The organism is Anoxynatronum sibiricum, assembly GCF_039414295.1.
Taxonomy (GTDB): Bacteria; Bacillota; Clostridia; order Peptostreptococcales; family Tindalliaceae; genus Anoxynatronum; species Anoxynatronum sibiricum.
In genome coordinates this window covers 89,964-104,190 of record NZ_JBCITM010000002.1, presented here as the reverse complement: position 1 = coordinate 104,190, position 14,227 = coordinate 89,964, and the positions used below count along the sequence as shown (strand labels likewise).

Annotated in this window: 13 protein-coding genes; 1 reads left to right on the top strand and 12 read right to left on the bottom strand. The window is 44.1% G+C overall.

Annotated features, from left to right (window positions below; translation table 11 throughout):
* Window positions 1–26: 26 nt before the first annotated feature.
* The 10 genes from efp to AAIG11_RS02385 all read right to left on the bottom strand — a co-directional run bounded on the left by efp (window position 27) and on the right by AAIG11_RS02385 (window position 11,278).
* On the bottom strand, window positions 27–584 hold the full coding sequence (gene efp, locus AAIG11_RS02430) for an elongation factor P (protein WP_283408521.1): 558 nt from the start codon (window positions 582–584) through the stop codon (window positions 27–29).
* A 43-nt stretch (window positions 585–627) separates the two neighbouring features.
* The gene (locus AAIG11_RS02425) at window positions 628–1,695 is read right to left on the bottom strand and encodes a M24 family metallopeptidase (protein ID WP_343184687.1); all 1,068 of its coding nucleotides are present in this window, start codon (window positions 1,693–1,695) and stop codon (window positions 628–630) included.
* A gap of 376 nt (window positions 1,696–2,071) precedes the next feature.
* Window positions 2,072–3,154, bottom strand: coding sequence for a TRAP transporter substrate-binding protein (locus AAIG11_RS02420; RefSeq protein ID WP_343184686.1), 1,083 nt, complete (start codon window positions 3,152–3,154; stop codon window positions 2,072–2,074).
* A gap of 109 nt (window positions 3,155–3,263) precedes the next feature.
* Window positions 3,264–4,520, bottom strand: coding sequence for a TRAP transporter large permease (locus AAIG11_RS02415; protein WP_343184915.1), 1,257 nt, complete (start codon window positions 4,518–4,520; stop codon window positions 3,264–3,266).
* Between the two features lie 26 nt (window positions 4,521–4,546).
* Window positions 4,547–5,125, bottom strand: coding sequence for a TRAP transporter small permease (locus tag AAIG11_RS02410; RefSeq protein ID WP_343184685.1), 579 nt, complete (start codon window positions 5,123–5,125; stop codon window positions 4,547–4,549).
* A 47-nt stretch (window positions 5,126–5,172) separates the two neighbouring features.
* The gene (gene aroE, locus AAIG11_RS02405) at window positions 5,173–6,051 is read right to left on the bottom strand and encodes a shikimate dehydrogenase (protein WP_343184684.1); all 879 of its coding nucleotides are present in this window, start codon (window positions 6,049–6,051) and stop codon (window positions 5,173–5,175) included.
* Between the two features lie 69 nt (window positions 6,052–6,120).
* Window positions 6,121–6,933, bottom strand: a complete 813-nt coding sequence (locus AAIG11_RS02400; RefSeq protein WP_343184683.1) for a sugar phosphate isomerase/epimerase family protein — start codon at window positions 6,931–6,933, stop codon at window positions 6,121–6,123.
* Between the two features lie 20 nt (window positions 6,934–6,953).
* Window positions 6,954–8,780, bottom strand: a complete 1,827-nt coding sequence (locus AAIG11_RS02395) for a thiamine pyrophosphate-binding protein (protein WP_343184682.1) — start codon at window positions 8,778–8,780, stop codon at window positions 6,954–6,956.
* A 16-nt stretch (window positions 8,781–8,796) separates the two neighbouring features.
* Window positions 8,797–10,269 carry an aldehyde dehydrogenase family protein gene (locus AAIG11_RS02390; protein WP_343184681.1) on the bottom strand — a complete coding sequence of 491 codons (1,473 nt, stop codon included), beginning with the start codon at window positions 10,267–10,269 and terminating at the stop codon, window positions 8,797–8,799.
* A gap of 97 nt (window positions 10,270–10,366) precedes the next feature.
* Window positions 10,367–11,278 carry a hydroxymethylglutaryl-CoA lyase gene (locus AAIG11_RS02385; protein ID WP_343184680.1) on the bottom strand — a complete coding sequence of 304 codons (912 nt, stop codon included), beginning with the start codon at window positions 11,276–11,278 and terminating at the stop codon, window positions 10,367–10,369.
* A gap of 279 nt (window positions 11,279–11,557) precedes the next feature.
* Here AAIG11_RS02385 and AAIG11_RS02380 point away from each other — a divergent pair, with 279 nt between their 5' ends.
* Entirely contained in the window at window positions 11,558–12,469 is a 912-nt protein-coding gene (locus AAIG11_RS02380; RefSeq protein ID WP_343184679.1) for a LysR family transcriptional regulator, read from the top strand.
* A gap of 88 nt (window positions 12,470–12,557) precedes the next feature.
* Here the strand turns inward: AAIG11_RS02380 and AAIG11_RS02375 are convergent, their stop codons facing one another.
* Both AAIG11_RS02375 and aroD read right to left on the bottom strand, forming a co-directional pair.
* Entirely contained in the window at window positions 12,558–13,424 is an 867-nt protein-coding gene (locus AAIG11_RS02375) for a shikimate dehydrogenase (RefSeq protein WP_343184678.1), read from the bottom strand.
* Window positions 13,425–13,428: 4 nt separating this feature from the next.
* Window positions 13,429–14,217, bottom strand: a complete 789-nt coding sequence (gene aroD, locus AAIG11_RS02370; protein WP_343184677.1) for a type I 3-dehydroquinate dehydratase — start codon at window positions 14,215–14,217, stop codon at window positions 13,429–13,431.
* Window positions 14,218–14,227 lie beyond the last annotated feature (10 nt).

The window sequence follows — 14,227 nt, the reverse complement described above, 5'->3', positions numbered from 1 at the left end:
GTTTTAAAACATACCGTCAATATGACTTATACCCGGGACATATACTCACCGGATCGGGTATCGATACGAATCACATCACCTTCATTAACAAAAAGGGGCACCTGAACAATAGCGCCTGTTTCCACAGTGGCAGCTTTAGTTACGTTAGAAGCTGTATCTCCTTTAATTCCGGGTTCACATTCAGTTACCTGAAGTTCCACAAAATTGGGAGCATCCAACTGAAACGCACTGCCTTGATAAAACTTAACAGTGGCACTATCATTTTCTTTCAGATAAATAATCGAATCTTCCACAATTTCTTTTGTCAAGGGAACCTGTTCATAGGTCTCATTATCCATGAAGAAATATAACTCGCCATCGCTGTAAAGATATTGCATTTCCTTTGTTTCAATAATCGCCAATTCAAATTTGTCGTTGGGGTTAAACGCTTCTTCCCGAATGGCTCCGGTTTTAAGGTTTTTGTATTTAGTGCGAACAAAAGCAGCACCTTTGCCTGGCTTCACATGCTGAAAGTCAACCACAACACATGGTTCACCTTCTTTTTGAAATGTTTTCCCCTTTCGAAAATCACTTGCATAAATCATAGTTCATCCTCCGCATCTCGTTAGAATAGACTGACTCCGGTTTCTACACAGGAATTTCCACCAACTCTTTATTGGAATGAGATAACACCTCATAGCCATCAGCAGTTACTAAAACCAAATCTTCAATGCGGACACCACCCTCATCAGGGAGATAGACGCCCGGCTCAATGGTGATCACCATGCCAGGCTCCAAAGGAACCTTCCCAAGGTGGTTCACATGGGGCAGTTCATGAATTTCGAGACCAACCCCATGCCCCAGTCCGTGGCCAAAATACTCTCCAAAGCCTGCTTCAGTAATGATCTGTCGCGCAATTGCATCCAGTTCAATACCTGTGATCCCGGGCCGCACTGCTTTCAGTGCAGCTTCTTGTGCTTTCAGAACGGTGTGGTATATTTCTTTCTGACGATCAGTTGCTTTTCCCACCACGACGGTTCGTGTCATATCTGAGCAGTATTTGTCAACCAGATTACCAAAATCAAATGTTAGAAAATCGCCAGCCTCAATCAGTTTATCAGAAGCAATGCCGTGAGGCAAGGCTGACCGCAGCCCTGATGCAACAATAAATTGAAAGCTGACGCCATCGGCACCATTCTGACGCATATAAAACTCGAGCTCCAACGCCAATGCATTCTCAGAAATGCCTGGTTGTATTTTATTTAGAATCATTTCCCAGCCTTTATCTGCAATGGCAGCAGCACGGCGAATGATTTCTGTCTCGCCGGGTTCTTTGACTGAACGGAAAAGCGTCATTTGGTTATTCATTGGAACCAGTTCAATCCCAGGAATATCTTTTTCGTACTCACAGGCAAGTGAGTAACTGATGAACTCTTCTTCGATCCCTACTCGCTTAAGTCCAAGTTCCCGAAGATGCTTAGTGGCCGATTCATGCTTATCGATCTGTAGATATGTAAAATCAGGGCTCTGTTCCGACGCCTGATTTTTATACCTGAAATCAGTTATCAGATATTGTCGATCAGGTGTCAGCACCACTGTTCCTGCAGATCCGGTAAAACCGGCAGTGTAGTAACGATTGGCTGGTTTTGACAACAAAACAGCATCCAGTTTTTCAGAAGTTATCCAATTGCGAATGGCAGTTAGTCGAGTATTCATTTGATTCCTCCAGATTTTATGATGGCAGCACCCGAAATCCTTTGTATGTTCAGCTTGTTAACGATACAAGTATATCATATTAACCCATTATTGAACAGATTGCAATCATCCGGAAATCAAAGACACTTCCTTCGATATTAAACGAAATAAAGCAAAGAGGTATCGTCAAAGCATCATTGAATGAAAAAGCGGGACTGGCAGATTGGATCTATAATGGCCCAACCGCCGGTCCCGTCAAACAAAGGGGGTGTCACATATGAAGTAGCTTCACCAAATACTTCTCGAATTATTAAGCGATGAGTTTTCGCTTAATAGTGTGGAAATGCAGCCAGAGACTAATCCGACTGCATGCTGAAATCTGTTGATTGCTTCAAAACTACTGTGCACTTTCCAGCGCATTCAAGAGCGCATCGACATATTCTTGTCCAATGGCTGCGCCAATGGAATCATATACTCCCTGTGCCTTTACAAGAACTTCATCAACGAAGCTTTCGTCAAACTCAATGAGCTCCATGCCACCATCAATTAAAATCTGCTTGTTGTTTTCATCAACTTCTGCAAGTCCAGCCTCAATTTCAGCAGCAGCTTCTTTAACTGCCTGCATCAGTGCTTCTTGATAAAGCGGGTCGAGGCTGTCAAACTGACTTGCATTAATCAAGAATTGGTTGCAGTACAAAATGTGGTGGGTCATAATCAGATAATCCTGGACTTCCTGGAAGTTAGCACCAACATTGGTATCAGTTGCATTCTCCTGTGCGTCCACAAGCCCTTGCTGAAGTGAGACATATACTTCAGGCCAGGGAAGTGGCGTTGGTGATGCACCCAGTGATTGCCAGAATGCCATGTGGTTTTGGTTTTCCATCGTTCTAATTCTCAACCCATTAAAGTCGTCAATGGAACGGATCGCTTTGTTTGACGTGGTTTCGCGGAAAGTTCCACCTTGAAGGTAATGCAAGATATACATATTTTTATCTGCATAAGCCTGGTTAATCAGATCATAAAACGGACTTCTATTCAGCGCATAATCAATTTCATCAGCACTGTATTTGGCAAATACCATGGGCAGGTCGAAGATAGCGACTTCAGGGACGAACGACACTGTTTGAGCTGTTTGCGCAATGACAAAGTCAATGTCGCCGGCAAGCATTTGTCCTTGGAGCTCTTGGTCATTTCCCAGTTGACTGTTGGGGAAATAATCAATTGTCAGTTGACCGCCAGTAATGGCTGCCACTTTTTCGGTCACAAGTTCACCGTATAGTTGGGCGATTGCACCTACTCCTGAGTTATCCGCACCAATAAGTACTACCGGATCCAAAGAATCAAAGCCTGAAACATCTGCAGGTTGCTCTGCAGGTTGGTCTGACGGTTGCTCTGCTGGTTGAGCCGGTGCCGGTGCTGGTGATCCGCATGCTGCCATTAACATTGAAGCGACTAATAAAAGTACGAGCAGTTTTTTCATTTTGTATCCTCCCTTGTTTTATCTTATTTGTAACCAATGCCGTTACTGGAGTTGCATATTAATACATCGCATCACTCCTTTGACTGATGGGATTAACATCGATTTCTTCTTACAGAAAGACGAGACTGAACCAAGGTATATAAGTGATAAGAAACAATGCTATTGCAAATGCCAGAATAAAGGGTATAGCCGTCTTGGCAACATTCATGGGTGCGGTATCAGCCAATGTTCCAGCAACAAAAAGGTCAAGACCAAATGGTGGTGTTGCCAGGCCAATAGAAAGACAACAAACCATGATGACGCCAAAATGAACAGGATGTACTCCCATTGCCTGAACGGCAGGGAGAAGAATGGGAGATAAAATAACAATGGCTGGCCCGGTGTCCATGACCATACCTAAAACAAGAAAAACCACTACAATGCCTGTAAGAACAGTAAAGCTGGATGTGAAGTTGCTTAATATGAAGTTTTCTATTAAAGCAGGTGCTTTGGCCAGTGCCAGCACACGTCCGAATGCGATGGCAAAAGCAAGCACAAAACAAAGAGGAGCATAAGTTTTGACTGCTTTTCCCAGGAATGGAACAATGCTTTTTACAGTAAAAGACTTGTAGATTACCAGCGATACAAAGAGTGAGTAAAAAACAGAAATAACGGCTGCTTCAGTCGGGGTGACAATCCCTGAATAGATCCCCCCCAAAACAATGATGGGAGACATTAACGCCCAAAAACTCTCCTTAAGCAAACTGAGAAATCCTTTTGCCCTCAGTTCACTCATTTTGATATTGATCTTCTCTTTATCTTCTCCGTTTCTGATGCAGTAAATCACTGCGTAAACCATCATTGCAAGCCCGATGAGAATTCCCGGCAAAATCCCTCCCAAGAACAGTGCGCCAGTGGAGACTCCTGTAGCAAGAGAATAGAGAACGAATGGAATAGATGGCGGAATGATAACGCCAAGCCCGCCTGCCGTTGCAATCATTCCTGCTGACCATGTCTTGTTATACCCCATTTCAACAAGAAATGGGATGGTCATGGAGCCTACTGCAGCGGTGGTTGCTGGGCCAGATCCAGAAATAGCACCATAAAATAGACAGGTAAGAATGACTGCACATGGTAACCCGCCAGGCAGATTTCCAACAAAATAAGCGAAAAAATTGAATAATCTCCGGGAGATACCACCTTCGGCCATTAAAACACCACCAAGGATAAACAATGGAACTGCCAGTATGGGTGTTGTGTCTGACCCTGAAAAACTGTTGGCAATCAGCTGCTGAATAGAGCTTCCCGTTCCTCCGAGTATGAGAGGCGTTAGGGCACCCAGTACCATACTCATGGTAATGGGAATGGCAAAAATTAAACTAACCATAAACACCAAAAAAATCCAGAATGCCACTATACGTCACCTCCTGTAAAATTGGTCGCATCAGAAAGTGTCGTACCGGTGGATGCAACTTCCTGCTGTGCCTCTTTAAGCGTAGCCTCAACTGTTGTTTCTATTTTTTGATTGAAATTTTTAAAGTTGTTGATCATTTCCTGAATCATGCGAATGACCGCAAGAGCGAATCCAATGTTGGTGGACAGATACATCATCCACATGGGAACTCTCATTGCCGGCGAGAGTTGTCCTGTTGTTTTGATGATGCCAGTATAGGTGATGGAGTATCGAAACAAGATAGCAAACAAAACCAACACAATCAGGTTTGTAAGAATCTCAATGGTTCTTCGCAGCTTTTGGGGAAGCATGTCCATCACAACTGTCACTCGCAACATATTTCCTTTTTTAATGGTATAGCCAAGGGAAAGAAAAACAGTCCAAATATAACAGTATCGCGCAAATTCTTCTGGCCAGGGCATGGAACGCACAAAGGTTCTTGCCAAAATCTGAGCCATCATCACGGTGGAAATGGTCGCCAACAGGATAATTAAGATTGATTCTTCAAAGTGATTGTCCAACCATTTGAGAACTTTCATAACATCGACTCCTTTCAACTATGGAAGTATAACCTTGATCCATTATGTCATACGTCGCCTCTATGTGAAAGGATCGTAAACAGCTCTTCGCGCATGACTTCAATAGGAGCTTTCTGGCCGCTCCACAGCTCTATTTGTTCTGCTCCCTGATAAAGAGACATTCCAAGACCATTCATCACCTGACAGCCTACCTGCTCGGCTTCGAGCAGAAATCTGGTTTTCGATGGGTTGTAAGTAGCATCAAAGCAAAGCTGATCAGCATTTAGAAATTCTTTTGGAACAGGCGTTTTATCTGCGCTGGCAGCCATTCCCAGACCCGTGTTATTCATCACCACGTCCGAAAGTGCAACTTTAGCCTTTAGCGCATTTGCTTCTTCGGGGTGAACCATTTCTGCCACCGGTGCAAACCGCTCATTGATGTCCTTCGTCAATTCTTGAGCAGCAGCGATATTTAAATCATAGATATATATCTTTTGGGCCCCATGGTAAGCCAAAACGCTGCAAATAGCTCGGCCTGCACCACCGGCTCCAAGACACATAAATGTTGAGTCAGAAAGACTGACATGGGGTGCTTCTTCCATCAGAGACCTTAAAAACCCGGTTCCGTCTGTGTTGTAAGCAATCAAACGACCTTCTTTTAGAACAACCGTGTTGCTGGCATTCATTTTCTCACAGAGAGGATCCATTTCATCAACGTATTTCATCACTTCCACCTTGTTTGGCTTAGTAACTGCAAAACCAGCAAAATTCATATGTCGAATGCCATTAATGACATCTTTCAGATGATCATTTTCCACCTCTGCGTAAAAATAGAGCATATTAAGTCCAGTGGCTCGATAAGCTGCGTTTTGCATACGTGCTGCATATGACTGAGATAACGGTTTGCCAAGCAGTGCTATCATTTTTGTATGGATATTAACCGGCACGTTTAATCAACTTCCTTTCCATCAATTTCCCTCTTGCCGTCATACGGAGTACGGTTTTCATGACACCACCTAATAGTCTTCCAGCAATTGTTTCGCTTTTTCAAGGCATTGGAGTGCATGTCCCAAAGTGCCACGCATTTGAATCTCTTTAGAATTTGGCAGTTCTATGGAAATTGGATTTTGGGGCATTGCCTGAAGCATTCCCTTCAAGTCAATCTCACCGTCACCTGGATACAACCGACCTTCTCTTGCGACGCCAATCATTTCAGGATCATCCAGAGAGGGGATATAGTCTGGGCCATCACACAAATGAATAAATCCATAGAGTGCGTTTTCGACTTCTGCCAGGTCTTTCGCCGTAACCTTTGATCGGTGAGCGTGAAGGGTGTCCACCATAAGAACTGCATTGGGACGATTGACCGTCTTCAGTATTTCCAGTGCTTCTGGAAGTCCCGGGACTCCAGAAAAAGTCACAAATTCAAGATTAACACGAAGGTTGTATGAGGCAGCCAGATCGCATATTTTGGCAAATTTTTCGATTGCAAATTCCTTGTTACTTGTCCAGACGCTGGAAAGCACATCTGAGGCACCCAATTCAGCACCTGCAGAAAAAGCTGACTCATAGTCTTCCACTTTCAAGTCTTCTCTTACTCGCGCCAACTCAATGTCCATGAGTTGAATACCTGTATCTGATAACGTTTTCTTTATCGTTTTAAACAATCTGGGATCTCTGTCAAACTGAAACAGCGGTTCGTTGGGCAAATGCATGGGGATTGGGCGAAGGCCGACACAATCATAGCCGGCTTTCGCGGCAATCCTGATCTGCTCAATGGGATCTGTTCCAGGAATCGTCAAATAGGCAAGCGAAAACTTTCTTGACATCAATGACTCTCCTTTCGGACTCAGAGCCCTTTTTTATGGGAGGTAGAATGACTGGGAACCACATACTCACCCTGTTCATTTTTGACAATTTTTCCGTTAATAATACTTTCTTTTGGTGTATAGATATCATTGATATTCCAGCAACCTGGTGTAGGTACAGGGATGTTTTCCATGGGAACATCCAGCAGGAACGGTTTATTGCTGGATAACGCTTGCTCGAGTGCCGGTTTGAACTCTTCGGCAGATTCGATTTTTATGGCATCTACGCCATAAGCTTTCGCAACAGCTGCCCAACTTGGAGAATATGGCTCCCCGTCAGGAGTAGTGAAGACGGTACCGAACTTCGTTTTGTAATTGGCATACTCAAGACCGGCAATAGTACCGAAGGCTGCATTATTCATCACAATCCAGATGACGGGTATGTTTTGCTCAACTGCTGTTGCCAACGTGCTGGGGTTTATACCAAAGCCACCGTCACCCACTAAAGTGATCACAGCCTTTTCCGGGGCTGCCAGTTTACCACCAATCAGCGCGGAGGCTCCAAAACCCATGGTCGCCAGACCTGAACTATGGTGAATGGATCCGGCCAGGGTAATATCAAACTGCTGAGCGACACCATTTTTATTCCATCCCACGTCAGTAAATATTAAACTGTCTTCGGGAAGAGACTCCTTGACATCTTTAAGAATACGCTGAGGAGTCATGGGGAAACGATTGTCTTCAGAGATGGCCACATTATCCTGTTTGAAAGATTCTCGGTTTTCTTTGATCATCTGACGAAGCTCAGGTTTACTAATCCCTTCAGGCTTCAGTATTTTCGCTTCACCCAGAATCTGTGCCAGTGCCTCTTTAAGATCAGCGATGGCACCGATACTCACCGGATAGTTGCGGCCAATTTCAGACGGATCAATATCAATCTGTAAAAATTCAGTTTTGCTCATGTCAAAAGTGACGCCGGGGTACCAGCTGGAGCTGTCAGCTTCAGCAAAACGGGTTCCAAGTCCCAATAACACATCGGCATTGGCGGTAAACTGATGAGTAAATTCCAAGCCCCAGAAACCTGTTTGACCAAGCATCAGCGGATGTTTGTCAGAAAGGCACCCTTGCCCCATCAGTGTTCTTGATACAGGAATATCAAGAAATTCAACTAGTTCAGCAAGTTCCTGAGAAGCGTCTGCCAATAAAACACCGCCACCTGCATGTATAACAGGGTTTTTCGCTTCAATCAGCTTTCTGGCAATTGATTTAGCTGCCGAAGGTGCTAATGCAGGTTTAATGGTTTCATGACTGTCACGATAAGTGCGTGCAAAAAGGTCTTCTTCGATCTCCACAGAGAAAACGTCCATGGGAACAGAAATCAGCACTGGTCCGGGCCTGCCACTTTCAGCCAGTCGAAAAGCTTTATCCAGTATTTCAGGCATTGCTTCAGCGTCATCCACACGCCAGGCTCGCTTAACGATAGGCCTTAACATTTCATATTGTGAACCATCGGCATGCATGTTGACTTCCTGGTGAGGATGCTTTCCATAATAATAGCGTGGTACATCTCCAGCAATTACCACCATGGGAATCGAATCAAATGATGCATTGGCTACTCCGGTGATCACGTTGGTTAAGCCAGGCCCCAGATGACACATGACCACGCCCGCTTTCTTTTTAATACGGGCATATCCATCTGCAGCCATGGCAGCTAACTGTTCATTTCGAAATGAAATGTACTGAAGTTTTTCTGATTTTGATAAAGCATCAAGAAATCCAATCACTGTATGACCACAAAGGCCAAAAATATACTCGACGCCACGGCGTTCAAGGTAATCCACCATTTGTACAGAAATCAATTTTTTCAACAGTCTGCCCCCTTCTTTACGCCCGACCTTCTCTATCGGGCTGGTAAAACTCCCCAAACAATGTTTCGTCACTGGGCTTATCTTCAGTGATTTCTGTCGATACCCAGGTGACATTCATGTAATGATGCAAATGAACATTTTCCGAGGTGGCATTTCCACCCCAGGTTCCACAGCCAATACTTGATGTCATAGGCATTCCGTTTGTGAAGGCGCCGGCGTTGGCTTTTGACTGAGGCTGGCGCACCATGATTCGGCCAACATGAGCTTCAAGGGCAAGTCTGTGAATATGATTTTCATCAAAAGAGAAAATGCCAACACTGTGACCGACTCCGCCAACTTCATGGATCGCCATGATAATATCGATGGCATTTTGAAACTCACCTTCATATTGGTGAACCGCCAGAAGAGTTGTGAGTTTTTCCCGGCACCAAACATCATCGTAGCTTTCAGTATAGGACCCAGTACCTGTGGCAATCAGGAACTTGCGATCTTCTGGAATTGAAAATCCTGCCAGTTCGGCCATTCGCTGAGGTGACAGTGCGACCGAGTTAGACAATCGGTGGCAAGCTTCATCCCACATAACTTGTTTGACCGCTTCTTGCTCCTGTTTGTTCAACAGATAGCCGCCAACTTCAACCAGTGCCTTCACAGCCTCTGCATAAATACTGTCATGAATGACAATGTTCCCATCGGCAGAGCAGCCAGAGCCGAAATCAGACGTCTTTGACAGCATTGTGTTGTGTGCTGCCTGGTGCAGCTCATTTTTGGCAGTTTCATCCCAGATCATAGTGGCATTCCCTGCGCCAACACCATAAGCTGGTGTACCTGAGTGATAGGCCCTGCGCACCACACCTTGACCTCCGGTAGCGATGACCAAATCACATTTTGCATTCAAAGCTTCCGAAAAATCTTTGTTGATTTTGGCTTTTCCCTGCCCTAAAATTTGAATTAAGTCTTCAGGGGCACCTACCTGGCGAAGGCCTTCCCGCATTAGTTCAATGGTTCTGCCACCGGTTTTTGCCGCGCGTGGATGGGGCGAAAAAATGATGGCATTCCGGGCTTTCAGCGCATAAATGGCATTGCCCGCAGGTGTCAAGTCAGGATTTGTTGCCGGGACAACACAGGCAATAACCCCGACAGGTTTCGCGTATTTTACAATTCCTTTTTCCGGAATCTCCTCAATGACACCTACGCTTTTCTGGCGAAGCGCGTCTCTGAGAACGCCCCTGATTTTAAATTTTTTGTTTTCACGGCTTACCGGGTCTCCAAACTGGCTTTCTTCAATACCCATTTTGACAAGCTCTTTAAATGTCTGAGTATTGGCCACTTTCCAGGCAATTGCCTGAATCGTTCGGTCGATGTCTTCCTGACTCCATTTTTCAAAAATCTTTTGCGCGGCATCGGCCTTTGCAAATTTTTCTTCGATCTCTTCGATCTGATCACTTGACAATTTTGCGTATATTTCTTCCATCGAATTCATTCTGCTCATTCATATTCCTCCCTACATTTTCATAGAACAATGATCAGTTTTCAGGAAACGTTTTCCATTAAATATCGATAACTCGATATTATTGATGAACTTGTGTTTATTTGACTAAATCCTTGGATCGGCCGGCTTTCAACACATAAGAATCAGTTTCGTGACCAACCCAATGCTGAAGTTTTTTTGCTGAACTTATGATCTGAACCAAATCGATACCGGTACTGATGTTCATTTCATCAAGCATGTGAATCACATCTTCAGAAGCTACATTGCCAGCCGCTCCCGGTACAAAGGGACATCCCCCGAGGCCACCCAGAGAAGAATCAAAATGTGTGATACCCGCCTGCATGCCTGCCAGAATATTCGCCATGGCCATGCCTCTGGTGTTGTGGAAATGCAACCACCATTTTACATCTGAATAACATTCCTGCAAATGTTTGCACATTGTATATACCTGATTGGGTACTGCCATTCCTGAAGCGTCTGATAGAGATATTTCTTTTACCCCAACCTTCAGATAAGCGTCAATAATACTTTGGATGGCATCCAAAGAGATGCTCCCTTCCCAGGGAGATCCAAATGGCATTGAGATAGATCCAGACACTTCGATACCACTTTTTTCTGCCAGTTCAACACTTTCTGCAAACCTGGCAACGCTTTCCTCTGGAGTCATGTTAATGTTCGCCAAATTATGGCCAAGACTTGCAGATACATTCAGCTTAATCTTGCGACACCCACAGTTGACGGCACGCTCAACGCCTTTTTTATTGGCAACTAATGCGCGTAACTCCACATTTTTAACATCACTGAAGTGGAGAAAAAGTGCATCAGTATCAGCCATTTGAGGAACCGCTTTGGGGCTCATGAATGAACCCAACTCAATGACCGTTAATCCTGCAGCAATCATCTCTTTTGTTAGCGTTATTTTTGACTGAGTATCCAATATGGTTGCCTCGTTTTGCAAGCCATCTCGAAGCCCGACTTCACAAAGCGTAATGGCTGTTGGAAGTTTCATTATTTATCACCTCTTTCATAACTATTCTGAATAATGAATGAATAATTTCTTGTAATTAAAGATTATAGTATTTTTACTTGAAAGTCTAATACTCATTTTGTATAATGATGATAGAAACTCTCTATAATTTATCGATAATGATCTATCATCATGATTACTTTTTCCAATGAATGGCTTTGCTGCTGACGATATGAATCCATACAGTATATTGATGATTTTTTGTCAAAGGTTGAATGAATTAAATGGCTGAAAAATGTCAGATGCTCAGGAGGATATGATATGACCTTGCACCAGTTGCGATATTTCGTAGAAATGTGCAATACCTTACATTATACAAAAACGGCTGAACAACTCAATATTTCACAGCCCAGCTTGAGTTATGCCCTTTCCGAACTCTCAAAAGAGCTCGGAGTCCCCTTGTTTGGGAAAGATGGTAAAAAGGTTTTTTTGACAGAGTTCGGTGAAGCCTTTCTTCCTTATGCAGAGAGTTCGCTGCACATCCTGTCACAGGGTGAAGCCCAGATTTCAAATATGAAAAATCCATCGGGAGGAATCATTAACCTGGGCTACATTTACAGCGTGAGCTTTGATGCCATTCCCCATCTTGTGGATGAATTCTACGGTTCTCAGGGCAATCGAAACATTCATTTCAACTTACAGGTGAGCATGACCAACACCCTCATTGAAAAACTGCTGGACTGTACCATGGATGTTGTCATGGCACCACATCCAGAAGTCCTCAGTGAAGGAATCTCCTCGGTGCCTGTATTCAATCAGGAATTGTATCTGGTGGTTTATAATGATCATCCACTGGCAACCCGTACATCTGTCACAGTTGAAGACTTTAAAAATGAAAAATTTGTCATGATCCACAAAAACACAGATCTCTTTCTTCAAACAGAAGCACTTTTCAAAAAACATGGCATAAGGCCCGAAATAGCATTTAAAGTCGACGAGTGCAATTCAATGGCAGCTTTTGTGGGATCACAGCTGGGAATTGCCATCATGCCAAACATCCCTTCTCTTGACAGCTACAAAGTGACAGCGATTCCCTTTGAAGGAAGAAGCATGAACCGTTCAATTTGTCTTCTCTGGAACACAAAATGCCGTGCGAATCCTGTTGTCAGCAGCTTTATCAATTACTTCACATCTCATCATGAACGTATACGTTTGAACGGTGATTCGCAATGACCATTTTTTTGCAGTGGCTTCAGCAAAAACAGGCTGCCCGTCGATGGGGAGCCTGTTTTGTTGAAGCTGTTATGAAAATAGCAAAAAACTATGAGTTTGCTAGAATACCGGACTTAACATCAGCTACGGGCATATGCGCACCTGTCCAAATATGAAAGGCGAGTGCACCCTGTCCAACCACCATCCCGATTCCATTCACTGTCTGACAACCGGCAGTTTCAGCGATTTCCAACAGCTTCGTTTTTGAAGGAGAGTAGATAATGTCAACTACTTTCAGTTTAGAATGCAGCCAATTCGCATCTTTGACAAGACTGAGATTCTTCAAATCACCCATGCCAACGTTGGTTGTATTCACGAGTACGTCTGCAGTCGATAATGCTTCCTTTAGAACTGTTTCATCCAAAAGATGCCAGGAAACTTGGCAGGTTGGAATTTTTTCATTGATTAACCGACAAAGCGCCTCTGCGGGTGCAGCACTGCGATTAAAAATCATCAGTTCTCCAACATTCTCAAGTGCAAGCTGTGTGGCAACGCTCTTACCCGCTCCTCCTGCCCCAAGAACAATCACTTTTTTACCCGAAACAGGAATATTTTCTTCTGCCAGTGACATCATGAAACCCATTCCATCAGTATTATAGCCAATTAACTTTCCATTGTCATTTTTCACCGTATTCACAGCACCGATGATTGATGCTTCTTCAGACAGTTCATCAAGATAAGGAATCACTTTTTCTTTGTGGGGCATGGTCACGTTGAATCCCGCAACATCTAAGGTCTTCATCGCCTGAACAGCTGCTTCCAGTTCACTTTGCTGAATATCAAAAACCATGTAAGCATAGTTAAGATTCAATGCCTGAAAGGCAGTGTTGTGTATTTGTGGTGATTGACTGTGGCGTACCGGAGAACCCAGAAGTGCCACCAAACGTGTATTGCCGGTTATTCTGTACTCTGTCATGTCATCACTCCTTCTGTTCATTGATTGCAGGCATATTCTGATGAATCAACTGAATCACCTGTTGCAGTTCAGCTGCAGCGATTTGGCCAGGTGCTGAGGCTGCTTTTGCAGCACCAAAAGTGAGATCTGAACCATATACTTCTCCTGCAAGACGGCTAATCATTCCCAATCCTCCCATGGCCATGGTGATAAGGGGCCCAACGCCATTATCTTCCTTCACACAGCGGGTTGCTTCCATCAGTGCCAGCACATCTGCAGAACACCGGGGCATCACTGCCAACTTTGGAATATCGCCTCCCAGCTCTGCAGCTTTCAGCATCCGCTGAACCATCTCTTCTACTGAAGGTGTTCGATTAAAGTCATGACTCGAAATAATGACACTCACCTGATATTTGCGAGCAGTGGTTACCAAATCAAGAATCATGGCATCTTTCATCATCAGCTCAACATCCACCAGATCAACCAGACGCGTCTGCATCACTGCTGAAAGCAGTTCCTGATAATAAACAGCATCTATCTCACATTGGCCGCCTTCTGCTTTATTTCGAAAGGTGAAAATCAGCGGTTTTTCCATTAAGATACTTCTGATGTGTTTGAGTGCTTTCTTCACAGAATCAATACTCATCACACCACTAAAAAAATCCACTCGCCATTCAACCAAATCACAGGCAAGCTCATTGATTATTTCAGCTTCTTCTTCCAGTAAAGACAACGTATCGCCAACCATGGGAGCGCATACTTTTGGTGGTCCCTCACCGATGGAAACATCTTTGACACGAACAATCCGTTTCATGAGTGATCAT